The organism is Pedobacter panaciterrae, from assembly GCF_013204795.1.
GTDB lineage: Bacteria > Bacteroidota > Bacteroidia > Sphingobacteriales > Sphingobacteriaceae > Pedobacter > Pedobacter panaciterrae.
The window spans coordinates 1,150,124-1,176,142 of the sequence record NZ_JABMKW010000020.1 but is presented as its reverse complement, the minus strand read 5'-3'; the positions used below and the strand labels follow the sequence as shown (position 1 = coordinate 1,176,142).

At 36.8% G+C, this 26,019-nt stretch carries 24 protein-coding genes and 1 tRNA gene; 13 read left to right on the top strand and 12 right to left on the bottom strand.

Annotated features, from left to right (window positions below; genetic code table 11):
• The first annotated feature begins 4 nt into the window (after positions 1 to 4).
• On the top strand, positions 5 to 2,854 hold the full coding sequence (locus HQN86_RS23910) for an outer membrane beta-barrel protein (RefSeq protein ID WP_216854497.1): 2,850 nt from the start codon (positions 5 to 7) through the stop codon (positions 2,852 to 2,854).
• A gap of 1,318 nt (positions 2,855 to 4,172) precedes the next feature.
• Positions 4,173 to 5,975: a DUF4365 domain-containing protein gene (locus tag HQN86_RS23905; RefSeq protein WP_172663368.1), complete on the top strand. Its 1,803-nt coding sequence runs from the start codon at positions 4,173 to 4,175 to the stop codon at positions 5,973 to 5,975.
• A 67-nt stretch (positions 5,976 to 6,042) separates the two neighbouring features.
• Here the strand turns inward: HQN86_RS23905 and HQN86_RS23900 are convergent, their stop codons facing one another.
• Entirely contained in the window at positions 6,043 to 6,825 is a 783-nt protein-coding gene (locus tag HQN86_RS23900) for a DUF2971 domain-containing protein (RefSeq protein ID WP_172663367.1), read from the bottom strand.
• Positions 6,826 to 6,940: 115 nt separating this feature from the next.
• Between HQN86_RS23900 and HQN86_RS23895 the strand changes: the two genes are divergently transcribed.
• The 7 genes from HQN86_RS23895 (at position 6,941) to HQN86_RS23865 (ending at position 12,368) form a co-directional block, all read left to right on the top strand.
• Positions 6,941 to 7,111, top strand: coding sequence for a hypothetical protein (locus tag HQN86_RS23895; protein ID WP_172663366.1), 171 nt, complete (start codon positions 6,941 to 6,943; stop codon positions 7,109 to 7,111).
• A 195-nt stretch (positions 7,112 to 7,306) separates the two neighbouring features.
• Positions 7,307 to 8,173 carry an HAD family hydrolase gene (locus HQN86_RS23890; protein WP_172663365.1) on the top strand — a complete coding sequence of 289 codons (867 nt, stop codon included), beginning with the start codon at positions 7,307 to 7,309 and terminating at the stop codon, positions 8,171 to 8,173.
• Positions 8,160 to 8,651 carry a hypothetical protein gene (locus HQN86_RS23885; RefSeq protein ID WP_172663364.1) on the top strand — a complete coding sequence of 164 codons (492 nt, stop codon included), beginning with the start codon at positions 8,160 to 8,162 and terminating at the stop codon, positions 8,649 to 8,651. The genes HQN86_RS23890 and HQN86_RS23885 overlap by 14 nt, the downstream gene beginning before the upstream one ends.
• Entirely contained in the window at positions 8,642 to 9,037 is a 396-nt protein-coding gene (locus tag HQN86_RS23880; protein ID WP_172663363.1) for a hypothetical protein, read from the top strand. Before HQN86_RS23885 ends, HQN86_RS23880 begins: the two co-directional genes overlap by 10 nt.
• Positions 9,038 to 9,478: 441 nt before the next feature.
• Positions 9,479 to 10,675 (top strand): hypothetical protein, encoded by a 1,197-nt coding sequence (locus tag HQN86_RS23875; RefSeq protein ID WP_172663362.1) that lies wholly within the window; start codon positions 9,479 to 9,481, stop codon positions 10,673 to 10,675.
• A 353-nt stretch (positions 10,676 to 11,028) separates the two neighbouring features.
• Positions 11,029 to 11,394 carry a transposase gene (locus HQN86_RS23870; RefSeq protein WP_172663361.1) on the top strand — a complete coding sequence of 122 codons (366 nt, stop codon included), beginning with the start codon at positions 11,029 to 11,031 and terminating at the stop codon, positions 11,392 to 11,394.
• Entirely contained in the window at positions 11,391 to 12,368 is a 978-nt protein-coding gene (locus HQN86_RS23865; RefSeq protein ID WP_317171751.1) for an IS3 family transposase, read from the top strand. Before HQN86_RS23870 ends, HQN86_RS23865 begins: the two co-directional genes overlap by 4 nt.
• Positions 12,369 to 12,593: 225 nt before the next feature.
• Here the strand turns inward: HQN86_RS23865 and HQN86_RS23860 are convergent, their stop codons facing one another.
• The 9 genes from HQN86_RS23860 to HQN86_RS23820 form a co-directional block, all read right to left on the bottom strand.
• The gene (locus HQN86_RS23860; RefSeq protein WP_172663359.1) at positions 12,594 to 14,876 is read right to left on the bottom strand and encodes a DGQHR domain-containing protein; all 2,283 of its coding nucleotides are present in this window, start codon (positions 14,874 to 14,876) and stop codon (positions 12,594 to 12,596) included.
• The gene (locus HQN86_RS23855; RefSeq protein WP_216854496.1) at positions 14,873 to 15,697 is read right to left on the bottom strand and encodes a DNA adenine methylase; all 825 of its coding nucleotides are present in this window, start codon (positions 15,695 to 15,697) and stop codon (positions 14,873 to 14,875) included. The genes HQN86_RS23860 and HQN86_RS23855 overlap by 4 nt, the downstream gene beginning before the upstream one ends.
• A 504-nt stretch (positions 15,698 to 16,201) precedes the next feature.
• Positions 16,202 to 16,942 (bottom strand): ISAon1 family transposase, encoded by a 741-nt coding sequence (locus HQN86_RS23850; RefSeq protein ID WP_449580849.1) that lies wholly within the window; start codon positions 16,940 to 16,942, stop codon positions 16,202 to 16,204.
• Between the two features lie 10 nt (positions 16,943 to 16,952).
• Positions 16,953 to 17,318: an ISAon1 family transposase N-terminal region protein gene (locus HQN86_RS23845; RefSeq protein WP_172663357.1), complete on the bottom strand. Its 366-nt coding sequence runs from the start codon at positions 17,316 to 17,318 to the stop codon at positions 16,953 to 16,955.
• A gap of 182 nt (positions 17,319 to 17,500) precedes the next feature.
• Positions 17,501 to 17,590 (bottom strand) — tRNA-Ser (locus tag HQN86_RS23840).
• A 94-nt stretch (positions 17,591 to 17,684) separates the two neighbouring features.
• Positions 17,685 to 18,677 (bottom strand): YihY/virulence factor BrkB family protein, encoded by a 993-nt coding sequence (locus HQN86_RS23835; RefSeq protein WP_172663356.1) that lies wholly within the window; start codon positions 18,675 to 18,677, stop codon positions 17,685 to 17,687.
• Positions 18,678 to 18,686: 9 nt separating this feature from the next.
• A complete protein-coding gene (locus tag HQN86_RS23830; protein ID WP_172663355.1) occupies positions 18,687 to 19,094 on the bottom strand; it encodes an acyl-CoA thioesterase in 408 nt (135 codons plus the stop codon).
• Positions 19,094 to 20,152: an endolytic transglycosylase MltG gene (gene mltG / locus HQN86_RS23825; protein ID WP_172663354.1), complete on the bottom strand. Its 1,059-nt coding sequence runs from the start codon at positions 20,150 to 20,152 to the stop codon at positions 19,094 to 19,096. The genes HQN86_RS23830 and mltG overlap by 1 nt, the downstream gene beginning before the upstream one ends.
• Before the next feature lie 18 nt (positions 20,153 to 20,170).
• Positions 20,171 to 20,941: a PASTA domain-containing protein gene (locus HQN86_RS23820; protein ID WP_172663353.1), complete on the bottom strand. Its 771-nt coding sequence runs from the start codon at positions 20,939 to 20,941 to the stop codon at positions 20,171 to 20,173.
• A gap of 234 nt (positions 20,942 to 21,175) precedes the next feature.
• On the opposite strand from HQN86_RS23820, the gene HQN86_RS23815 reads away from it, so the two are divergent.
• The 3 genes from HQN86_RS23815 (at position 21,176) to HQN86_RS23805 (ending at position 23,234) form a co-directional block, all read left to right on the top strand.
• A complete protein-coding gene (locus HQN86_RS23815; RefSeq protein WP_172663352.1) occupies positions 21,176 to 22,162 on the top strand; it encodes a D-alanine--D-alanine ligase in 987 nt (328 codons plus the stop codon).
• 27 nt (positions 22,163 to 22,189) lie between these two features.
• The gene (locus HQN86_RS23810; protein ID WP_172663351.1) at positions 22,190 to 22,771 is read left to right on the top strand and encodes a Crp/Fnr family transcriptional regulator; all 582 of its coding nucleotides are present in this window, start codon (positions 22,190 to 22,192) and stop codon (positions 22,769 to 22,771) included.
• 64 nt (positions 22,772 to 22,835) lie between these two features.
• Positions 22,836 to 23,234 (top strand): DUF983 domain-containing protein, encoded by a 399-nt coding sequence (locus HQN86_RS23805; protein ID WP_172663350.1) that lies wholly within the window; start codon positions 22,836 to 22,838, stop codon positions 23,232 to 23,234.
• A gap of 83 nt (positions 23,235 to 23,317) precedes the next feature.
• On the opposite strand, the gene HQN86_RS23800 is transcribed toward HQN86_RS23805, so the two are convergent.
• Both HQN86_RS23800 and HQN86_RS23795 read right to left on the bottom strand, forming a co-directional pair.
• Positions 23,318 to 24,745 (bottom strand): MATE family efflux transporter, encoded by a 1,428-nt coding sequence (locus HQN86_RS23800; protein WP_172663349.1) that lies wholly within the window; start codon positions 24,743 to 24,745, stop codon positions 23,318 to 23,320.
• 299 nt (positions 24,746 to 25,044) lie between these two features.
• Positions 25,045 to 25,464: an acyl-CoA thioesterase gene (locus tag HQN86_RS23795; RefSeq protein WP_172663348.1), complete on the bottom strand. Its 420-nt coding sequence runs from the start codon at positions 25,462 to 25,464 to the stop codon at positions 25,045 to 25,047.
• Positions 25,465 to 25,613: 149 nt separating this feature from the next.
• Here HQN86_RS23795 and rpsO point away from each other — a divergent pair, with 149 nt between their 5' ends.
• A complete protein-coding gene (gene rpsO / locus HQN86_RS23790; protein WP_099438653.1) occupies positions 25,614 to 25,892 on the top strand; it encodes a 30S ribosomal protein S15 in 279 nt (92 codons plus the stop codon).
• Positions 25,893 to 26,019 lie beyond the last annotated feature (127 nt).

The window sequence follows — 26,019 nt, the reverse complement described above, 5'->3', positions numbered from 1 at the left end:
GGAGATGAGGCGTATTTGCAGGGAAATATTTTTAATCACGCTTTCATGTTTACTTAGTAGCATTAGTTACGCGCAGTTGAATAGTGATTCTGTTCAGGTTGGCGAAGTGCATGGGATAGTTCGGGACTCTGTCCATAACTACGTTTTGGACTTAGCTTCAGTCGCTATTTACAAAGAAAAGGATTCCGCATTGATAAGCTATCAGCTTACCAATGCCTTTGGTGAGTTCCAGTTTAAAAAAATACCTCTTGGCATACCATTGAGAATCATGGTGAGTTATGTTGGCTACGAAAATTTCAAGCACCAATTTACTATTTCCGAAAAGAGCAAATTTATCGACTTGAAAGAATTGATTATGAATAAAAAAGCAACTGAATTAAAGGAAGTTGTTATAAGATATGTTCCGCCAATCCGTATGAATCAAGACACGCTTGAATTTAATGCAGATGCTTTTAATTTGGACAAAAACGCAGTTGTGGAAGACTTGCTTCGTAAATTACCCCGTTTAACTATATGGAGTGACGGTACGATTACTGTCAATGGGAAGCCCGTTAAACAGGTATTGGTTAATGGCAAGCTCTTTTTTGGAGGTGACTTTCGTGTTGCCATACAAAATATCCCTAAAGACGCTGTTGATAAAATTCAGGTCTATAAAGAGCAACAAGACAATAAGAATCCCTTGGATTCAACAACTTCCATTAATATTAAGCTAAAAAAAGATAAAGCCATTGGGTTCTTTGGTAAGTTATCATCAGGGTTTGGATCACACAAGCGATATGATGGTGATGCTGATTTAAATTTTTTCAATAAGCAGACTCAATTTAGCATTGTCGGGGCAGCCAATAACATAAACAAACTGGCTGATAATGCCAATACCTTGCTCAGTAACAGCACTTATAAAAGCACTGGTGTTAATATTGAATATCAACCTGATTTCAGGCTTTCAGGAACAAATCAATCTAATTCTGGAGGAGCGGTGCTGCGGCATGATTTTATTTCAAATGCCAACTATAATAATACAAGTTTGATAACAGCGGATTATTTTATTAAAAACAATACGAATACTATTATCTCTGATTCGAAAATAGTAAGTACCATTAGGACCGATAGTACACAAACTCAACAGGTCAACAGCCAAAACAACAATGAAATTTTGGACCAGAAATTGAAAGTTGATTACGTTAGGCGCAAAAGATTTCTTAGGTTAAATGTAGCAACGGATTTTCATGCCGCACATAATAATTCAGAATCCTCCAGTCAGATAAACTTATTTGGGACATCAGGCGATTTAAAGAGTACAAATAATCTAAACAGAACAGCTACTAAAGGGGGCAAGGATTTGTCAGTTAATATAGATCTTGATCGGGAAAAGAATTTTACGAAGATGAACCGGTTGCCTGGTAATTTAAGTGTTGGTTATGGTTTAAATTTAGGAAACACTTATACCAATGGGACAGATGTAGTCCTTTTTACGTCAGTAAGCAGTCCTTCCGAGAACCAAAGGTTAAATCGGCAATACGATAGAAATAATAGTGATCTCGGTCAACATTTAAGTTTAGGGCTAGGTAATTTCTCGGGAATCCTTTTCGGTAGCAGAGGATTGTTTGGGATCGGTGTTTCGCTGAAGAGTAATTCTGATTTTACTATTCATAAAGAAGATAACCTTGTTAAGAATATAGATTCTGCCGGCATATCTACGGTAAATCCATATCTCACAAATGCAAGTAAATTAACCACATTCAGTGAGCAGCCTGCTTTGGTTTTAACAAAAACATTTTCAAAAGAATTAGCCAACCGTTATAAAAAAGTGATTTCTATTGACCTTGCCCTACAGGAACAATTTTATTATCAAAAGAATTCCTCGGGCCATGCCTTTCAGAACTTCCAAAGGAACTACCAGAAATTTGTACCCGGTGGGTCTATCAGCTATCGTAATGACCAATATGGTGATTTAACCGATGACTTTACTTTATCATTTTCAACTGTGGCAAACTATCCAACGGTCAACCAATTGCGTCCACTTGTGGATAGCACAAATCTGTATTATGTTGTCTTAGGCAACCCTCATTTGAGAGAATCAAAAGAACACAGATTAAGTTTTAGAATGGAACATACTAGTCAGAAGAAAAATACCTTTGGATATAATGCTGAAATAACAGCTGGAATAATAAGTAATTCTTTAGTTGATAGTACTATTACAGATAGTATTGGTAGAAGTAAATATTATACTGTAAACGCAACCGGAAGCAGGTATTTAAATATTTCAGGGACCTTAAATAAAGCTTTCAAGTTTAACCAGCATCAGGTACAGTTACAGTTTTTACCATCGCTTGGCTTTTACCATAACCCGATTTATATCAATAGCGTGCTGAATATTTCTAATGCTATTTCAAGCAACAACAAGCTTTCTCTTTTTTATAGCCTTAGCGATTGGTGGGCTGTCAATCTCACAGAATCATTTCTTTTTTATAGTTCCAAACAAAAAGGTGCCAATGATGTAGAATTTAGAAACAGTACCATATCAACAATTTTAGGTACCACGGTAAATTTCACAAAGCGCATGAGTTTAGGTAGTAACGCTTCCTACAATAGTGCGGCAAGTACCGGCTCAAAGGTTTCCCGCTACACAATCTGGAATGCCAATGCAGCGTACAGAATGCTAAACGGTAACAATCTGGAATTAAAACTGGCCGCCCTCGATTTGCTGCGTCAAAATACAGGTATCATCAACACCGGGGTTAATAACACAATCACGCGTGGAACATCAAACGTTCTTCAACAATATTTTATGATTTCTCTTTCATATTATCCTAGAGTGTTCGGCTCGAAAGAAAAACAAAGAACGAATGAATAGTATTTGAAGTCTAATTGTATATTTCGCAGATAGTGTATATTTAAGTGAAAGTGGTTCTTCCCCAATTTTGGTGGTTTTAAAATGAGGCGAGTAATGTAAAATCAATGAATTAAGTGTTCATTAAAGCTTGCTGATGATTAAAGCCGTAGGATTCACTAACGTATAGACGAGAATCATGATCAATGTTAGTTCCCGCAAAAAACACAAAGGAACTATCGAGATAATAAGCTTGTTTCGATTTAAAATACAGTTGTTTACAAAAAATGAATTGCTTGTCTGTGTATTTTTTACCACCAAAATTGGGGAAGAACCACTTTGAAGCGAAATGGGATGTCACTTACGTTGCAGCTGATCTTTGTTTAGTCCCCCGGATTCATATTCACTAACGACTAGTCGTTTAAAGTTCTCACTGTAACTCCTGGGTGGACGTTGCTTTCTTTTAAAATTAGCATTGACCATCTTTTTAAGATTTTGGTCAACCTTTTTCAGGACTAGACATAAAATGAAAAAGCCCGCTATCTTACGATGAGGGCACTGAAAAAGTCCTTTACAAAAATGGGGCAGTTCATAAATCATGAATTGCCCCATTTTCATTAAGTTGTAAGAAGTTTTTCTAGTTAAAATTTTCTGTAGCCGACCCTGAGAGGGTCAAATTCAATTATTTCATAATTTTATTTCTCTCGGTTATTTTCGATCCACTTTTTCAGTGCCCTCATCGTAAGATAGCGGGCTTTTTCTTGGTTTTGATACCATATTGGCGGAGAGTGGGGGATTTGTACCTTAGCCCAAAAACCGTCTTATTTCGTGTCTGAGCGGATTTTGAAAATTCGACTCACCGAATTACTCACCGCCATCTCTGTTTTTATAACTGCAAATGCTATTCTGCAAAATTACCCATAATTATCAGTATATCAAATAGTTGAGCGTATTTTTTTTAGGTTCGGGAGTCTCTTTTAAGGTTCGGGAGCCAAAAGGATTGCATCTTTGTCTTTAACTATTTGGTTTTGAGGTTTTTGTTGGTTTTTATTCTGCTGTGACTCACTCAACTTGAAAACGCTACCTTTTAAAAGTTCTATTCTCGTTGAGCCAGAAAAATGACACATTGTATGTCAGACATGGGAATAAAATTGAAAATCTTTAGATGGAATCTGAGTCTCTTGTATATTAATTTAAAACCGGAGCTTGTCGCCTGACATGTTCTGGTTTATTTTTATAAGCCCCTTGATCATGCTCTGAGGTAGTTCTACCCAGCAAAACCAGTTGTGAATAGATTCTCCATTAATTTTTTTAAGTTTGGATTATACCAAATCAACAACTTATGGATTACCGCTCAGTTTTACCCAAATCCAATCCCAATGAAGATCTGGAAACCATTTCCAGGAATAAATTTGTGCTTTTGCTGGATACTACGTTATTCGAGGTTAGGCAGGAAGTACAACGAGACAAAGGGGTTGATCTGGTTATTGAAATTAAGGAAAAAGGTCATTATACTAATTTCCGTTTCATTGTTCAGCTCAAGGCGACTACTACTGGCAGGGTCAAAAAAGATGCTTCATTATCCTATGGCATAGAAGTCAGCAATATCAATTATTTACTGAATTATGGTATGCCGGCTTATTATGTGCTCTATGATCACCGTAACGGTCATTTCTATGTTGCACAGGCTAATGAAGTATTTCAATCACTTATCAATAAATACAAAACATTAGCGTTGCCGGCAACATACAGCTATAGTTTTTGCAGATCGCTGGACAGACAGGTAGTAGATGATATTTATAAATATACACTGGATAGCGGATTGCTGATTCGCCGTTTAAATGCCCATAGGAATGCTAAAGGTGGTAAAGTTCCGGGAGGTGCAGGCATTATGATTGATGAGGACAATGAAGTGTACGGTGTCGAGCAAAACTTATCTTTTATTGAGCAATGTGGTTTTAGGCTACTAAACGATTATGCTTTTCAGCAGATCATTGAAATAGAGCAACGCACCTACCTCGGTGGAAAAGAAGCGCCGCCCATGTTCAATTATGTTTGCGGCATGGCTTATTTCCAAAAAGGAGAGTTACTTAAAGCCCTTGATTATTTGAAAAAGGCAGATCGTAAAGCCGCTGCATTTCAGCCTGATCAGCAGGCGATCCTGACCCATATCCTGCTTCAGGCGACTTATCTGCTAGAAATGATGGATAGGGAGACTTACGACCAAAAAAATAAAGAGCTGCTTGCTGGGGAAAAATTGGGTTCTTTTCTTGAAATAGAAAGGGCAGTTCAAGAGTTCTATCACGGCGAAGGCACATATGCAGATAAAATTCAAACTCTGTATCAAACCGTCAATGATATCGTGTCTGCTGAGCCGGATAACCTGGGAGGAAAGATAACCACATATTCAAAAATATTACACATTGAGATGGGGCTTTTGACCAAGGACTTTATAGAAAATCTTAGTACCCTGCACTGGTATAACTGTGGACATCTTCAATCAGAATTATACCTGTATTGGGCGGTGTTACAGGAAAAGTATGCAGCTAGGTCGAAAATGGTTTTGAATTATGCCGCAAGGTCTTCCAATGTGCCGGCGATGGCCAATGTGATTATGGATTATATGGAATGGTTATATAAAACAGCCTATATCAAACAATTTTTTAACAATTGGAATTCTAATACACGTCGCAGTCCAAAGATTACTAGCCCAGAAGTCATCGCTGATCTGATTGAAAAGTCCGGGGCTTTGGAAGAGCTTTATAGTGATTGCGCTAATATTTCACTTTCTGAAGCGCAGGTCTTGTGCCTAATCCTTAAATATCAGATTGAGGATTTCTGCGGGCAAAAGGAGCTGGCTGAGAAGACTTTAAAGAGATTAGAAGAACTGGTGGAAGAAAAGGAACTGAGGCATTCGCGTTTGGAGGATTATAAGGCACTCTTTAAGGGCGAGACAGAGCATCAGGCTTTCCACTTGGATCGTGAGATGAGAATGGGACATTTTTATACCGTAGTAAGCAATTCTGGAATTGATATGGGCTTTTTAAATGAGCTTACAAGTAAGTCTTTAACGGATTTTGAACATCGGCTCAAATGGTCGGTTGTTGAATTTATGGAATTTGATTTACCTGAAATAAAGCAGTAAAAGTGATTTGATGGAGGTGTTATGTTTAATAGAGTATGGGTTAGAAGAATTTGTGTTTCTGACTTAGTTAAATTTTTGTGATGGGAACAATATCCATCTTAAATTTTAACGGATTGGGCCTGGAAAAAGATACCTTAATGGCAGGGTAGTGTTTTTTCAAATAATCTAATAACTTAGTTTTGATGTCATCTTTCATTCTGTAGCCGATGATTACTTCTTGGATTGTAGCTTTGGGAAATTCAATCAGTGGATGGCAATCAATGTTGATGAGCCTGTATTCATTTTCGTACTTCCATAAAGCGGATTTGGTGGTAATAATCGGTAAAGAGGTTACCTTATCAAATTTTGGAAACTGTCTTGCATAGTTCACTTTATTGAGCATCACTAACTTAGGGTCGAGTAACAGATAAAGGGTACGAAAGCCTATACAGATGCCCTGGTGGCAGTCTGCATAATGAGACCACATCAGTATATGATCTCTTTTTGTCGAGAAGCATGAAATTCTGATCTGGTTTGAGATACTTTCATGAATGGATTGTGTCATTTTATCTGTATCATAAATGATTCTCCCTGGATTCAGATGGTACTCTTTCGCTTTCCGCTTCATTTCATCTTCTGTGTAGTTTGTTTTGCCAAGAAGGTTGTCTATTCTAAGGAAATCCAGGTGAAATTGTTCCGACGCACGGTATTTATCCTCAAAAATAATAGGAATTTTACTGTCAAAGGGATCGTTAAAAGTAGTGGGATCAGCAAAGTAAAACCTATTTTTGAAGAGGATGTCTTTTATTTTATCTCTTGGTTTGTCTGACCATCTGATATATTTATAGAGTGTTAACGGTGGAGTGTTCATGAAATAAAGTTAAAAGTATTTCATTAGAACCGGGTAGTTAGCAAAAACCCTTTGTTGTTAATCGTTTGTTTATTCACCCTGATTTGTCTTTTTTAGCGAAAAATAAATGGTGCTTATGTTTACTTTCGAACCTAGTTCTTTAGAAATACCAAATACCAATAAATCCATTGATTGTGTGGTGTTGAACGGCATTATGGATGTCTTATCGTCTTTCTATTTAAACGAGTTTTCGGGGAAATATATTCTGAATGTTGTGCCTGCTCAGGTTTTTGAATCTCTGCTCTGACATTCTTTTGCTGAATTAGGGGCATTCCTAGATGAGTTTATTTTTAGGGTGTCTGATTGGGAATATCCCTGTGAATTGAACTTTGTATGTAATTTTTAGATTGGAATGCCCGCAGGTAACTATTAGATGCATTCAACCTGATTATCTTTGAGGATTATTTTTATATCTTTAAGTCTTAAGAGATTAATTGCCAAAATGCAGAATGTTAATTTTATAATAACTGATTTAGATGATACTTTGTGGGACTGGTTGGAAATGTGGTACAATTCCTTTGAACCTTATTTCACTAGAATACGGACCGAATGTAATTTAGATGAGCGGCAGCTCACTGAAGCATTTAAAAATCTCCATCAAACATATGGAACTACCGAGATGTCGTTTGCATTTCAGGAAATGCCCATTATCGAGCCGGCTGTTTATCATCTATTCCAAGAAGCTACGAATGAAAGAAAGAGTATTCTCCACGAATACTATTCTAATAAAAAAAATAATTTAAAGCTTTATGATGGTGTTCTTGAAACGCTTAAAATTATGAAAAACAAAGGGGTTAAGATAGTAGCTTTTACGGAATCATATGTTTTTTTTACTAAGTATCGTATAAAGCATCTTGAGCTTGATGGACTGATTGACTGTATTTATTCTCCTATGGGGTCCGATGCTCCCTTATCGGTGTATAGACATTATGAAAAAGATTTTTGGGATCCCCAATTGACTACTATTCGTCCTCTTTCGAATGATATCAGAAAACCTAATCCAAAAATTCTGAATCAAATTATTGACGATTTCGATGCTGACAAAAAGAAAACCATTTATATCGGAGACAAGCTAGATCGTGATGTTTACATGGCTCAGCAAGCGGAAGTTACCAGTGTTCATGCAGCCTATGGGCATCGTTCCGCTACTGCACAATATGACCTGTTAGTTAAGGTGACACATTGGACAGATGAAGATGTATTAAGAGAACGTTCCTTTAGAGACAAAAGCTTCGATATAGAAGAACCTGATTATATAATAAATAAATTTTCCGACCTTTTAAATATATTTAATTATGTCAAGTTCTGAAGCTATTGAACCTAGCGATGCTACTCTCAAAGTATGGGAAAAAACCATTGAAGTGCAGCAGCACTTTAATGATATTGAAATCCAGATTAGGAATTATGCGTTGACTTTATTTACTGCGATACTAGCGGGGATTGGTTATCTTTATAAGGAAAACATTTCTCTAGAGATATATCATTTTGATTTTCCAGTTTCGGCGATAGGCGCATTGATCGGGATAGTAATTATGTGTTCTTTCTATTTTATGGATAAATATTGGTATCATAAGTTGTTAATTGGGTCTGTTGTTCATGCGATAAATATAGAAGATCAGTTTAAAACAACATTTAAACAGATTGGCTTGAGCAATGAAATAAAAAACTATAGTCCAGTAAAAATAATGGGGCAAACATTTCAATCTGTCTGGAAGTATTATTTCTTTTACTATCCACTTATCCTTGTTTTCATAGTGATATACTTTGTTCTTTTGATATGGGGTTGAATCAACGTTACAAAGATTTTAGAGAACGCAACGATGTTAAGTCGTTAAAGCTTTTCATATTGATTTTTGTTTTATTCTTTGGGACAATAATTATTTATTTTGTAAAAAGAGATAGCGTAACCTATGAAATAGCGCATTATGTTAAAAAGAGGCTTCCCGCAAATCACCAATATAAATCAAAGCAAATAATTGTTATTGACGTTCTGGATTCAAGTCAAGCAGAATTTGTCAAACATACATTGACAAAGAAATTAATAAATGAGCCCTTTAAAACGGTGAAAATTGCCTACAATAAGTACATTGATGGGGACACAGTATATCTGGTTACTTTGCTACTCAATAAAAACGACAAGATACTTTACATGAACCCACCAATAAAACAGTAGCAATCAGTAGCCATTATAGTGACTGTTTAACTCCAGTCTTTATTATCAAAAGATACATAAATCGGTCATCAAATTTGAGAAATATTATTGAAGCTATGTGAGTGGTGAAAAGGTCGCTTCAGCCATTTTGTTTCCCTGTTGTCTAGCAGGAGGCTACCTTCGGCCACTTCAAAGCAGACCACTTTTCCTGATGCAATGAACTGCTCTAGGACGGCGGTGATTTTACAGGAGTCAAACCTTTGGAAACAGGGTATTAGGTGTCGCCGGGACTAGATCAGTTCATTTAGCCATCGGCAGAGATTCCATAGGATAATCATTTCAGGCAGGAAAACTTAAGGACTTGAGGGGAGGCTAGATTTTAGTAAATAAAGGCCAGCTGACAGAGCGTTTATAACTAGAAACTTTATATGTAGATTACATCCAGAAACAAAACATAAATTTATGCTGCTTTTATTCCCTGATGCGCTGTATGACCTGGACAATATTTCCTGTTCAACTTTTCTGTATTTCCAGAAAGAAACAGTTGGAATTACCCTTCAGCCCAGTATTTCGATGCCTTTAGGCGGATGTGATCCTTTTGCCTTTTATCAGTACGTTCAGCAAAGAAATCCAAAATGGCAACTTTTGTTAATGGCACTTTTTGATGGCTGGTCTAATGGCTCGTCCCGATTTCACGAAACCTCACAGTCTTTAATGCCGTTTAAAGATATCGGGTTGCTTAAGATTATCCATTTATCGTATTCTAGAACAGAAGCAACCCTTGAAAATACAAAAGAATTCATTAAAAGTATAGGGCTCAGTTACGATAACCTGTTTAAAATGATTGACCTGGATCAGGCATTCCAGGAACTGATGTCCCATTTATTTTATGAGATGTTTCTAGAACTCTATGGCAGCCGCGAAGATATTAAAGACCGTTCCGCGCGTAAAGTTGATTTCAAAGCACTTTATGATTACTGTGGCACTTTTTTTAATAAATATACCATAGAGGAGGCATTGGTGAACTGTTATTTTTTTCGGTTTTATAATACCCAGGGCAAACTGGACACAGTTTTATTATCTAATGAGGGCCTAATCCCGATACTAAGCGCGACGGCTGATCTCCATACTGACGAAACTAAAGCAGTTGGCATTTCGCATAATGATAGCACTGACATGGTTGCCTGGGAGATATTCCGTCAGATCCTTTCTCCTTATTTGGATACCATTGACAAAGAAACACGCGTTTCGATGACAGCAGATCTCATCGTAAACCACAAAGATAAAGTGACAAAACTCAAAAACAAGTGCTGGAAGCTTGCAGAAGATTTCAAAGGGGAGAAAAATCTGAACGCCCTTGTGGCCAATATTTCAAAATATATTTCGGTATATGTGGAAAGCGACATACAGGCACTTTTAAAATTGGATGGAAAAACCTTTCAAAGTGTCAGGGATAAGATTTTTGCAGATCAAAAATCCTGGATTAGTCTTGGTGGCTTTATCATATCGGCATATAGTGATCAGCCCTTTATTACCGCAGCGACCTCACTTGCAGTTTTATCGAATGTGTTGTCGAAATCAATTTCGACAGCCCAAGAAAATAAAAAAGCAATTTCTCAAAGTGATTATTCCATAATCTATAATCTGAAAAAAAGCTAATCATCCATTTCTTAAATTGCTGCTACATTTAACTAACAAACTAAGATCATCCATGCGAAAAAAGAAAGAGGACCATGTCAGTGCGTTGACGCCCATACAGGTCAGGAACATAGCTTTAACAACTATCGTATTCCTTTCACTTTGAGGATTAAACTAGTGGCCGTTGAGAGATAAGATCGCAGAGATTAGGTTAATTTTGAGACCATAGAGGGCCAGCTATAAGCGAAGCGCCCTCGTCCATTTAGTCAATCGCTGTTTATACTTTTGAGACCTAAATACATTTCCAAATTTAAGCGGACAAAAGGTCTTATACGCCTATAACTTTACAGTTTTCTGGAAAAACTTAAAGGAAGATGAAAGAACAGTCATTATCAAGATTTGAGTTCCCCGAGGAATTTAAAGAAAAACTGGTAGAGTTGGTAGTTTACAAGAACGTATCAGCCGCACAAGTCGCTAAGAAATACGACTTGCCCAACATTCATATTTTGATCAATTGGATCAACAATTACAAGAGCAAATTAGAAAAAGGAGCCGTAACTTTAGTTCCTATGGAAAAGCCAAAGACCAAAGACAGTGTTTTATTGAAGAAGCGGATCAAGGATCTGGAAAAAGCATTGGAGAAAGCCAATGTGCTGATTTACGGCCTTAATGCGATGATTGACCATGCTGAAAAGGAAAGTAAAGTCCCGATCCGAAAAAAGGGTGGTACCAAACAATAAAGCTGATCAAAGAGAAACGCATTACAAGGATGGGCGTCGGACCACTTTGTAAGTTGTTTGGTAAGACCCGGCAGGCTTATTATGATCACATCTGGCATCTCTGCGATAAGAGCTCCCAGGATGATCTTGCCTTGGAGATGGTACGGCTGGTCCGGAGGGAACTCCCAGGGTTGGGCGGACATAAACTTTATAGATGCCTTTACGCCCCATTTCGCAGCAATGGCATTACTATGGGCAGGGATAAACTATATACGCTTTTGCGCAGACATAAGCTGCTGATTGATAGAAAAAAGAAAAGAAGTCCAGGCACCACTCAGTCCAATCATTCCTACTTGAAATATCCAGATTTAACAAAAGAACTAAAGCCTGAGCGCAGTAATCAATTGTGGGTTTCGGACATCACCTATATCTCAGTGGGTTATGACTTTAATTACCTTTCATTGATCACAGATGCCTATTCAAGGAAAATTATGGGATATTGCCTTCATCCTTATTTAACGGCACAGGGTGTTGTAAATGCACTAAAAATGGCACTTAAGGAAAGGTCTGCTGAAGATTCCTTAATCCACCATTCAGACCGTGGGGTACAGTATTGTTGTTTTGAATATATTCTACGATTAAAAAAAGCTGGTATTAAAATCAGTATGACCGAGAATGGAGAAGCCTATGAGAACCCAATTGCAGAAAGAGTCAATGGCATTCTTAAAACCGAGTTCAAGCTAAAACGTGTTTTTTCTTCAAGAAGTGAGGCATTGTTGGAGGTCACCAAGAGTATAGAATCCTACAATTATCTTAGACCGCACATGAGTTGCGATTACCTTACTCCAGTAGTAGCACATACTTCAGAAAAGCCATTAATTAAACGCTGGAAAAACTGCAGAAAAAAATATAAAAAGATGCAAGAAAACTATATATTTTATAAATATAACCCTCCGCAAAACTGTAAAGCATTCCCCGTATTAGACCAACTGTAAAGCATTCCCCGTATTAGACCAAACGACAAGTAAATGCAGGACGGGACACTAAGATGCCTCCTGAAATTAAAGGCAGAAGTTCGGGTGCACAGTTTGGGCCGAAATGGAATGTCTATTATCTGCGTAATACACACATAATCCACTAAAGTGAAAAATCTTTTAAAAAGAGTTTTAAGATTGGTCATTTGTATAAATATTTAGATTCTTCTCACTGAATGTAAACCATTATTGACTTCTAGAAATAAGCCATTCATGTAATGATTGTAAAAAGTCGAACTCCTCTTGTGTTACAGAATAATTATGTACGTTTTCATTCCTAAGTCTTTCCAGTCGAACCATCCATGCTGTTTTTGCTTCTTTGCCTCCTTGCAATTTAATTTCTTCTGGCCTGGTATAATCTTTTTCAAAAATATCTCTCCAATTTTTCAATGCGATTGCACGGTAGGCGATTATGGTTAAGCAATCCCATTCATCAACTTCGAGCTCTTCATTCTCAATTTTCATGTTTTTATCGAAAGCAAGCTCATTTGCTTTCTTAGCAGTTTCTGGCGGCACACCTTTTTTGAACCAACTGGCTCCAAAGTGACTTTCAAGCTTTTCTTTAAAATCTTTTTTGAAGAATGTTTCAATATCCCGAATGTATTCAAAAGCTTCAGTGTTATATTCTCTGGCCTCTTTTTTTAAATATTCTTCAAGACCAGTTGGTATAAAGTCCGAATGACTTTCTCGTACAGCAATCTGAAGTGTTCTCCAGTATTTAGTATCGCCTCCTGAACCATGCTTTGATTTTAAATCCTCTACTTCTGCAGGTTTGATCTTATTATAAAAATCAATTATTGGATCTAAAAATTTTTTTGATTCGTTAAATAATATTTCGATTTTAGTATTGGAGGTTGATATACCACGATCTATTAGATAATCGACAATATCTCCAAGCAACATTAGGAATGCATATACACCTTTATTTATGTATATGAATCCTTGTTCACCAATCCTCTGTTCCTCATTTAAAGCATCATTTACATGATTATAACATTTTACGATATAGTCAGAAAGCCTATCGAAACAATCATCCAAATCTCCATTGAAGAACGTCCCTGGTGTTTCAATTTTTGTTTTCGTTACTTTACCCAAGAAGTTTGTTCTTCCTAATGCTCTTATAATTGTGTCGGTAGTTATGCATCGCAAGTTTGATTTTGTATTCTCATCTATGATAATTCTGTCAAATAATGCAGATTCCCTGTTTTCACCTAGTTCAACTGACATCCTAGATTTAAGAGCACTCAATCTACCTGAAATGTTATCGGAAGTCCATAAAAGATCAATGTTGAGAATGTTTTTTAAGTTTTTAGGGACCGCCTTTTGATTTTCGTTGATTTGCATAAAAAGCTTTACCTGCTCCTCTCTTTGTAAATCTACAAAAGCAACCACAGGTATGGCATTTTTATTCTTATATTCAGAGTTGGCATATCCATATAAGCGATGTTGACCATCAATTACGTATGCAGATCTATATTTTTTTGGAAGATGTAAAATTCCAATATTAGAGATTGCAGATTTTATCTGAGTATTGGCCATATCAAATTGCAATGGCTTGGAACCTGAATCCAAACTAATTATTATTGAATTTGGGAAGTATCCTTTTTCATTATCAATAAATTCATGAACTGACTGTAATCTGGCTTTTTTAATGATCCTTTGATAGGTAGGCATCATTTTCCTATTTGCCTTATTGCGATGAAGGACATATGCAATCTTCAATAGTTTTTCAGGTTCAATAGAAAATGAATAATAAGTATGCCCACCCATTTTGCCTTGAATTGCAGGAATTTTGTTGTCAATCTCAGGGATCTCCTGATTTTCAAATAAATTACCAAGCAGTTGATATCTTGCAGCCAATCCTAATTCAGTAAACAGGTCTCCAAAATAATTGATTGCTTCTTCATCTAGGTGCAAGGCACCAATATTAGAAAGGAGTTCTTTATCAACTTCACCAACATAGTAATTTTGCGTAACAAATAGTAATTTTACCTTTCGTTTGGACTCAGGGAATAATTTTTGAATGGATTTTCGAATTCCCCCCATTTTTTGTTTAATGTCTTCGAGATCCTTTCTGAAGTCACCTTTTTTATTTGCCTCTGAAGCTTCACATTTTACAAGCAATATAGCTTCTTCATCTATTGCAATGACATCTAATTCTTGTACGTTTCCCTCATTGTCGCAAGGAATGTTAAATTTTCTATTATCATTTAGTAGACCAAAGCCCAAATTAGCTAAGAGTGTCCAAACTTTATCTTCAAATCGAACGTCTACAGGTTTAAATCTTTTTAATCTTACTTTTGTCTTGAATTCTTTATCTATTATCCAACCATTTTCTAAATACTGCTCTTTCTGAGTTTTGATTACACTAGAAATTTCATAAGCATTTTTTCGGATGGCTAGTTCCGATTTTAACTCCAAATCTGAAATTAATTTAGACAACAAAGTCTCCTTTTGTGCGTCATTCATCGTGGTTCTACATTAGTAAAGATATATTCCTCATATTGACCTCTTTTTGCATTTTTACCACCAATTAGGCTCGCTCTTGATACTTTTATCATCCTGTCATGATCTTTCTCAAAAATTGTTTTTATTTCTGCATGAGCAGCATTTGTAAGAATATAATAAGCTCTTCTTGCTTTTATTTCATCAATAAATTCAGAGAGTCTATGTTGAGCTTGTAAATCAAATAATTTTGCATTATATTTAATGAATCCATTATTATTATGTGTGACAGTATAAGGGGGGTCAATAAATACTAAATCATTAGGAGCAACATCCACTAGTGAATCCATAAAGTCTCTTTGAACAATAGTTGCATTCTTAAGGGCGGCACTTGCAGCTCTTAGTTGTTCTGGATTAAGAAAGTCCTTTTTCCGATAACCAAATGGAACATTATATTGACCTCTCAAATTTTCTCTATAAATTCCATTGAATGAGGTTTGGTTCAGGTAAATGAATCTTGCTGCTTTTTCTATCTCAGTGGTAGGATTCTGTTGCCTTATGCCGTAATAAAATTCTTGAGTATTGTTGTAATGTTGTAATTCACTAATTATTTCTTCAACATTATCTTTTAAAGAAATATATGTATCAGTAAGTTGCTTATTTAAATCGGATAGGAAAGATACTTCTGATTGAAGATGGAAGAACACGGCTCCACCACCTAGGAATGGTTCAATATATTTGTTGAATCCATTTTCTGGCAAGTAGTTTTCTAACTCCTTTAGAAGCCAGGTCTTACCTCCGGCCCATCTTAAAAATGGCTTTGGAGGGGAAATAAGTTCTGTCATTGACATTAAGATGCTGAGCGTTGGTTTATTACAATAATAAGATAATTTTTGTAAACATGTGCTTTCAACGAAAACAAATGTTTTGCAAACAGCGCTTGAAATAGATTTTTTTTTTACAACGGTCAATCTATAGGCGCATGAGACCGTGCGACACAAAAAAATAGTAGACAGACTATGAATGATTTTCATATGACGATAATAGCAATTGACAAAGCCCAAGGAGACTTGGTTTGAAAAAAACAAGCTTGATCTATCCCAAACCTGGACGTTTTAAGTGACCTTAAGAAACTTTGGTCGGTCGAGATTAAACTCGGTGGTATCAAAAACTTTGATGCCTTAAAGAATCTTCCTAATCTGAAGTATCTGGAATTATGGCAAATTAGAGATTTGGCTGACGGTCTCATCCGCCTATAGGTTGACAGTTGGTCTTGTCCGCTTTTTAGTTTACAATCGTAAACGCATTTCAGGACGTGTCAAAGGAGCAAGCGGAAGTTGGGCAGAGCCCTACTTTGTGGCCCATATGCGCTGAGCGAAGATTTTGTCGGTTGTGTTTTCAAAGATCTGACTCAGGCCAAAACTGAGCCCATAAGCTGTTTTAAGATTTGGGAACCTCTCGAATAAAAGTTCTGCACGATCTTTTTGGCTATTTGTCCAATCAGACGGCTTTTTGTACAGCACATACCTGCTACGGGCCAGCAATTGTTTGATCGTATCCCCGTTGTACAGGACTTCTGGTTGAAATGGAGTGCCGGTCTTTTTTGAGCGCTCTATGGCTTCATTTTCTGCATCGATAGCTTCCCACCTGTGCTTGATCCGCATTTCCTGCAAGGCCTCAGTAGCCAGTTTCTGTACATGAAAACGATCTGTAACTCTGGTTGCCTGGGGAAAACAACGTTTGCAGATCAACTCCATATTACCTGCCATATCCAGGGTAACTTCAGTTACTTTTTTTCTTGCTCTTTCTGAAATCTTTTTCAGTACTGAAATGACGGTTTCCGCTTTGGTGCCTGCTACAATGGCAACAATGGCTCCTTTGCGACCTTTTGCTGATTTGTTGGTAAGGATCGTGTAAAGTTCGCCATGGGACAGGCTGGTTTCGTCTATAGAAAGCCGTTCACCGAGGTTTTCTGGATATAACAGCCATTGTTTTGCATGTAATTTCTGGTCCCAGCTCTTAAAATCACTAAGGTAGTCACGATATTGCCGAAGTAGGTTTTTAGTCTTTACACCATAGAATGAACTGATCGTATCAACGCTACTGGGGGCTGTATCGATTGATTTCTTTTAAAAAAGCCGCGAAATCTCCTGTCATTCGCGTTCCTTTTTCTACTAAAGTCCAATTTCGATAAACCACCTTCGAAGTCTCTGTATTAAGCCATCTGCGTCTTCGGATATGGTAAAATACTTTATGCCCGCGGATAGGGAAATCCTGAATCACAATCTGAGGGAAAAAGCCTTTGGACAAAACTTTAATACCATCCCATTCCGAAGGCGGGGTATTCAGTTCTTCAAGTTCAATATGGAAGGTTTCACTATCCTCAATAACCCCTTTGAATTCAAAATTCTCTAGTATAAAATCTGGCAGAAATAATCTGAGCAACGATGCAGCAGCTGATGACATAAATATAAAATGGTATAAAAATGCAAAGCTATATTTTTAACCTCTGCTCCACAAGTTTTGGAATTGATCCCGAATCACTCACTTATGAGTTGAGAATTTATGCATATTTTGGTTTGTCCTAAAAAGCAAAAAGCCTGCTAATCATACGATTTGCAGGCTTTTTGTTGGTTTTGACACCTTTTTGGCGGAGAGTGGGGGATTCGAACCCGCGGACCCTTTGACAAGTCAACAGTTTTCAAGACTGCCGCAATCGACCACTCTGCCAACTCTCCGCGACAAAAGTACAAATACGACTTGATTTTGCAAATTCAGATTTAGATAATTCTGGTTAAAAGTGATAACGTGCTAAAAATGAGTGAGAAAAATTTATCTTTTCCCTAGTTTATCCTCTATTGGAGCCGCTTTTTTGAATAAATTGAAGTTAGGTCTGATGATTTTTACACTCCTTTTCGACAGATCTACGCTTGCATTTAGCTCAAATCCTACCAAAAGTATCAGAGAATTTAAATAAAGCCAGATCATAATAACGATAAGTGTACCGATAGAACCATAAACTTTATTGTATGAACTGAAGTTATTAATGTAAAAAGAGAAGCCCCAAACAGAGATAAAGGCGAGTATAGTAGCCAGCCACGAACCGGCACTGAAAAATTTCCATTTCTTGGCATGAGCCGGTCCGTATCTGTAAAGGATAGAAATTGTTACAAAATACAATATTCCTAACAGTGCCCATCTGGTAAGCTGGATAGCAAATGTTGTAAAACTCGCCTTAATGTTAAGTGTGGTTTCAATACGGTTTAATGCAATTTCACCAATTGCCATTGCTATAATACAAGTAATTACAGAAAAAGCAATCACAAGGGTTAGTAAAACGGCAATTAAGCGTTGTTTTACCCAGCTACGTGTTTCAATGATCAACGATGATTTATTAAAAGCCATCATTAGATTATGCACCCCATTAGTTGCAAAAAATAACGATAAAATAAATCCGAACGACAGCAAACCACTGTTCTGCTTATGTACAATTTCATCAAGCGTAGTGCTAAAAGCTTTATAAGCATCTTCTGGCAAAACCAAAATAATCAGGTTCATTAGTTGATCTTGAAAACCGATTTTCTTGGGTATAAAGGGGATCAGTGTAAATAAGAAGATGATGGCAGGGAAAATGGCCAGCATAAAATTATATGCCAGTGAAGAAGCCTTATTCACTAGAGAGTCTTTGCCAATCTCTTTAAAAAAGAATGTGGCAACAGTATAAATTGGTAGCGGACTAAAACCAGGTAAAACACAAACTTTTGTCCAGCTAATAAACATAGAATAAAGCCTGATTTTTAAAAGTTGCTTATGAACCCACTCCATCTATCAAATTTAATTAAAAAATACCCTTAACTTCTCCATAAAATTTTCTGGAGGAGAGCAAGGTTTGTTTTTTGCCATATCCACAAACACCAGCGTAGTTGTTCCAATGTTAATAAGTTCACCAGCCGGATTAGATAATTCATATTTAAAATGGATCCTCACACCCGGAAGGTCGTGGATCGTAGTTTTAATTGTGATTTCCTGATCATATAAAGCTGGCTTTATATATTTACAGTTAAGCTCTAAAACAGGCATCATTACACCCGCACTTTCCATTCCGACATAATCCATGCCCAAACTTCTTAGCATCTCTACACGCGCAACTTCGTAGTACTCAGCATAATTTCCGTAATAAACATATCCCATTTGGTCCGTTTCGCCGTATCTAACCCTTATTTTGGTAGTATGAGTATACATTATTTAAAAATATTGCGTTGGTTTAAGGCATCTCTATATTTTTTAGCGTTCCTTTCGTGCTCCTGAACTGTTACCGCAAAGTTATGATAGCCGGAAAAATCTTCCTTGGCACACATGTAAATATAATTGTTATTATCACGGTTTAATACAGCGTCAATAGCATTAATACTAGGCATCATGATGGGCCCTGGAGGTAAACCGGCATATTTATAAGTATTGTATTTTGATTGTATACTTAAAAGCGAATTGGTAACACGTTTAACTGTAAAGTCGTTATTGGCAAAAATAACGGTTGGATCTGCCTGAAGCAATATACCTTTATTTAAGCGGTTTAAATACAGACCTGCAATAATAGGCATTTCTTTGTCGTATAAAGCTTCGGCATCAACGATGGAAGCTAATATAGAAACCTGAATAGGAGTTAGGTTTAACGATGCTGCTTTTTGTTTGCGATCAGCATTCCAGAATTTATCATATTCAGCATGCATTCTGTCAAAGAACTCCGAAGCAGTAACATTCCAATACATTTCGTAAGTGTTAGGAATGAACATCACATAGCTGTTATCTTTATTAAAACCATACTTTTCGAGCAAAGACGCAGAGTCGAGCAGATTTATAAAAGTTAAAGAATCTGGTTCAAGGTTTCTTGAGAGATAGCCGGCAAAGTTTTCTTTTTGCCTTAAGTTTTGAAACTTAAGTTTTACAGGATCCTGATTGCCCGACTTCAGCATATTAATAATGCTGCGGTTATTCATACCTTTTGCCAGTTTATAGCGCCCTGGTTTTAAAGAACGTGCAAGCTGCATTTTTCCGGAAGCTTCACTAAAAGAACCTATATCGGTTAGCATATCTTTTAGTTTAATCTCTTTATACAGGTCGTCGATATTGTAACCTGTTCTTATATACAGGTATTTTTCGTTGCCCGTAACATTTGGTGCAAAGTATACTTTATATAATTTAAGTCCATAAAAGCCCCCGGCAATTAAAACAAGCAATAGTAAGCCTAATATTATTTTGGTATTCTTTTTAAGACCTGTTTTATTTTCTTCGTTTGACATATATAAATGATAGTGTGATTAATTTTTATTAGATAATGTAATGTTTACCGGTGTTCCAATTTTTACTTTAGTTACCGAATCTGTTGCAAGTGGGTCCTGTTTTATGATTACAGCATTGGCAGAATCCGTCACAACCCCCTCATATGTAACTGTTCCAAGGTTTAACATCGCGCCATTTCTCAATGCAAACAATGCCTCATCTTTAGTTAAGCCGATAAGAGTTGGAATGTCTACTTCTTCATTTCCTTTTCCGTCGCCCAATAAAAAGTCAATTCTTGACCCTTTCGGTACCATTTCCCCAACTTTAATGGGCTGATTTCCAAAAGAAACTTCTAAAACAACATCTCTGCTCACATCCGGTTTATAAGTAGTGTCCCCAAGTTTCAGACCAAAACTTTCAATTATTGCCTGGGCTTGTCTTAATGATTTATATACGACATCCGGAAATTTAACATTTGGAGCCTTATTCATGCTCACAGTCAGGTAAATTGTTCTGTTGTCTTTTACAAAAGTATTAGGGTTTGGATCCTGATCTATTACTGTTCCCGGAGGGGTATCCATAATATAAACAGAATCGACCTCATAACGTAAACCCAACTGTTCAAGCTTACTAACCGCTTGTGTAAATGATAGTCCTTTAACTGATGGTACATTTAAACCCTGGCCATGTTTGGTGTAATACCTTAAACTAAAGAATGCGGTAAATAAGATTACTGCAACAGTAATTATAGCAGCAATAAGATTGTTCCTAAATGAATTTGTTTTTAAATAAGATATGAATTTGCCCATGCGTTTTTCTCTTCTGAAGGTATAGCGTCCAAATTTAGATTAAAATAATATTTTATTGGAATTAAAATGACATCTGCACCAACTAATTTATATTTGTGCCTTAGCTGACCTGATCACTTTGCTTAGTTAGATCGCTCGGACAGTTGTTGACCAACGATAGTAAGTTATGTATACATTATAACTCATAACGCGTATACATATAATAGATATATTAGAATTTAAAAAATTATACAGATGAAGAAAACAATAGCATTGCTAACCGGAGGTACCACTGGCGAATGGGTAGTCTCCGTTAAAAGTGCCGCAACAATAGCACAGAATTTAGATACCAGTAAATTCGATGTTTATAAAATTATGCTTACCCAGCAAGGCTGGTTTTATGAGCCTGCAGATTCTGTGAAAATAGAGGTTGACCGTAACGATTTTTCTCTTACCATAAAAGGAAGAAAAATAATGTTCGAAGGGGTATTTATAGCTATACACGGCTCCCCGGGCGAAGATGGCAAGCTACAAGGGTATTTTGATATGCTTAATATTCCGTATACAACATGTGATGCGCTTACATCGGCCATTACCATGAACAAAGGTTATACAAAGGCCGTTGTACAAAATATAGATCAATTGAATGTTGCTAAATCTGCTCAGATCTTTAAGAATGTACCTTACGATTTAATTCAACTAAAAAAAGACCTTAAATTACCATACTTTGTTAAACCAAATAACGGCGGCAGTAGCATCGGCATGAGTAAGGTTAGCCATGGCAATGATTTGGAAGCAGCTCTTGAGAAAGCTTTTCATGAGGATAACCAAATTTTGATAGAAGAGTTTATATCAGGCAGAGAGTTTACCGTTGGTGTAGTAAAACTTGATGGCAAAATAAAGGTGTTGCCTATTACAGAGGTAGAAACGGCAAAAGAGTTTTTTGATTTTGAAGCTAAATATACTCCTGGAGTAGCCACAGAAACAACCCCTGCAGCGGTTAAACCGGCAACAAGAGACAGAGTGGCAAAAATAGCAGAAGCTGTTTATGTGAAGTTGAATTGCAGGGGGGTAGTACGTATAGATTTTATACTTACAGAAGATGAAGGTGATTTTTACTTCATTGAGATAAATACCATTCCCGGACAAACTTCAACCAGCTTTATTCCTCAACAAGTTGCAGCAATGGGAATGAAGTTAAATGATTTTTATACTAAGCTCATTAAGGAAACGATAGGGTAGCATTTAAAATGAAAATGCATTTTCATCATGACAATTAAATATTTGCTGGATAATAATTTTAAACCATCTCTTTATAAAAAGGGAGATGTAATTTATGAGCCTGGAGCTTATCCCAGGGCAGTATATTTTATAAAGAGTGGCAAGGTGAGAATGGTAACCGTAAATGATGATGGCAAAGAATTTATACAAGGCATCTTTAAAGCCAATGAATATTTCGGAGAACCTGCATTATTAGTTAATAAATCCTATCTGGCCTACACAATTGCCACTCAGGATTCAGAAATTATAGTCGTAAAAGGAGAGGACTTTCTTAAAATGCTAAAGGAACATCCTGATTTTAGTATGAAGCTTATTCAGACCCTGAGCCATCGTTTGTTTTATAAGTCAATGATGCTCGAAGAACTGGCAAATGAACATGCAGAACACAGAATAAGAACGCTTATTGCTTACCTGTTTAAAGATGTAGAACATAGTCAGGAGCTAAAGGTAACCCGGCAGCAACTTGCAGACATGAGCGGGCTACGAGTGGAAACGGTAATCCGTATCATCAAAAAACTTTCAGATCAGAAGGAATTGAAACTGCTTAGGGGTAAAATCATTAGAATTTAAGTATGATCTGGATCATAAATTAACTGTTTTATCTGTCGTATTTTTGTGTCATAATATTAAAGTTATGAAACCAATATCAAAAATACAGGCAGTTGTGGAGTGTAAATGTCCAAGATGTAGAAAAGGCCCAATATTTTCTGGTAAGCTTTATGCTTTTAAGGGCCAGACAACTAATGAATATTGTCCCGTTTGTAACCTTCGTTTTGAAAGGGAACCTGGCTTTTTTTATGTAGCAATGTTCATTAGTTATGCTATGAATGTTGCTGAAATGATTACCATCGCGGTAGCAGCTTATATACTGGGCGTAGATCTTACTTACGAGAACCTTTGGATATATGTTGCAATTATTATGGTTGGTGTATTTCTGTTTGCTCCGTTTAATTACCGCTATTCAAGAGTGTTTTTATTGCACTGGCTTACACCTGGCCTGGGGTATGTTCCGGATTTGAAACACCAGGCATAAGGTTCAACATTTTCATAGCACAAGCCGTCATCTTGACGATAGGAGTGATGACGGCTTGTGCTGCCGTTAGATTTATAACGCAGTTAGACTTTTATAGTCTTCCATTTTCCTATTTTGAATAGAATATAACCTGCTATTGCAATACCTGTTTCGGCAACCGGAATGGCAATAAATACGCCTGTAGGGCCCATTTCTAAATATTTAGCAAGGAAGTAACCCAAAGGAATCTGGAACAGCCAGAAGCCAAAAAGATTAACCCATGTAGGCGTCCAGGTATCTCCGGCACCGTTAAAGGTGCTAATCAGAACCATGCCAATACCATAAAAGATATATCCAAGACTCATAATCTGAAGCGCATTTTTCGCAACCTCCTGTATTAAAGCATCATTGCTGAAAAATGATATAAAATAGCGTCCAACGCCAAAGGTTAACACCATAACAAATAGCATATAAATCACCACATATTTTGCAGTTTTCATTACAGATTGCTCTGCCCGGTCAATATGTTTTGCGCCCAGATTCTGGCCAACCAGCGTAGCTGCAGCATTGCTCATTCCCCATGCCGGAAGCATAAAGAACATCATAAGCCTTAACGCAGTTTGATAACCTGCTGATCCATGATCTCCACCTGTTGTGGCTACAAGCTGCGCCAAAAATATCCAGCTGCACGATGCAATAACAAATTGGAAAATACCAGGAGTAGCAATTTTTAATAAAGCTTTTATCTGTTCAAAATGAGGCCTGAAATAGGATAACTTTATTTTTAAAAGGCTTTTGCCACTTACAAGGTGATAAACCTGATAGCACACACCAATGCCGCGCCCGATACTTGTAGCCATTGCTGCACCTGTTAATCCAAATGCGGGGATTGGGCCAAAACCATTAATTAAAACAGGGCATAGAATGATATTGGCAATATTGGCAATCCATAAACTTTTCATGGCTATAGCCGCATTACCAGCACCTCTGAATATCCCGTTAATAAGGAATAACAAAACAATAATAATACTGCCGCCCATCATAATGCGCATAAATGTTGTGCCTTGCGCTGCAGTTTCGGCCGATGCACCCATTAATAATAAAATGTCGGTTGCGTAAATAAGTCCCGCAATGCTAATGATCAGGTTAAACGCAACTGCAATTATTATTGCCTGCATTCCAGCTTTTGAGGCAGCAACCGGATCTTTCTCACCAATCCTTCTGGCTACCACAGCCGTTGCAGCCATGCTCATTCCAATGGCAAGTGAGTAGATAACGGTCAGTACAGATTCTGTGAGCCCTACTGTTTGTATTGCATGACTGCTGTTGTGTAAATGTCCTACAAAGTAAAGGTCTACCAATGCAAAAACAGATTCCATAGCCATTTCCAGCATCATAGGAATGGCCAGTAAAATAACAGCTTTACGAATGCTACCGTGGGTAAAATCGAGATCTTCGCCTTTAAGGGCCTGTTTTATAAGTGTAAAAATTTGAGATAGCTTGCCTAATGAAGCTGTTTTTTGTTCTAACATGGGGTAAGGGAAAAAGTAATAAATAAACCGCGACCAGCTAGAAAAGCTGTGTCAGTATTTTGTCGAATAGGTGGAGCCCTTGGTCTTTAGGACCTCAAACGGACTGCAAATACTTTCATCGTAATGCGGTTGAGTTAGAAAACAAATATATATAATTTACAATTACAATTCTATATTTTTTTGTGCTGAATTATTATGAGTCCACGTTAAGTCCACATTTTTACAGAAAAAAGGCGGACTTATTATGGTCGGATTATTTATTGAATATGGATTTACATTAAATGTTTATAAGTCAAGTATTAAATGCTGTATGCCTTTATCATTTCTTCATTTACTTTACAGCCCTTTCCGGTGGTGGTGTCAATCATCACATAATCAAACCAGCCATCAGAAGCAATTTTACCTGTTCTTTTATTTTCAATTTCGAACTGTACACGGCAACCTTTTTCATTGATTGTTAAAATTCCGGTGCGGATAGCAATTATATCGCCCAAAATAAGCGGACGTTTAAAGTCAACAAGTGCGGTACGTACCACCCAGCCAAAGCCACTATTTAAAAAAGATTCCATTGGCATTTTATAAAATTCAGCCATTTGATCATAACGGGCAGCAAGCACATAGTCAAAGTATTTGCTATTATGAACATGGTTAAACATATCGATATCATCAGGACGTACTTTTAGCTCACTTTCAAATATACTGTATTGGTTTTTTTCCATAAATAAGTCGTAACAGCCACAAAAATAAGGTTTAGTAATGGCCAATTTTCTCGTCGAGCCAAAATTTTACGCATGCTTGTTAATCTTTAAAACTTACACTATCTTTGCACCCAATTAATTAATCATTTAAACTTTAGTATCATTCAAGAATGTATTTAAGTAAAGAAAAGAAAGCTGAAATCTTTAAACAGCATGGTGAAGTAGAAACTAACACAGGTTCTGCTGAAGGTCAGGTAGCGTTATTTACATACCGCATTGCACATTTAACTGAGCACTTAAAGAAAAATCGTAAAGATTATTCTACTCAGTTATCACTACAAAAATTAGTAGGTAAACGCCGTGGTATTTTGGCATATCTATTTAAAAAAGATATTGAGCGCTATCGTGCTATCATCAAGACTTTAGGTCTAAGGGATATCATCAAATAGAACTACTTATATCAAGAAAAGCCATTCTTTAGGGATGGCTTTTTTAATTTCTTGATATTATTATCTTAACTTGCAAAGAAAATTATATATATAAATCCGGTGTGTGAAAAGAGGAAAACACACCACA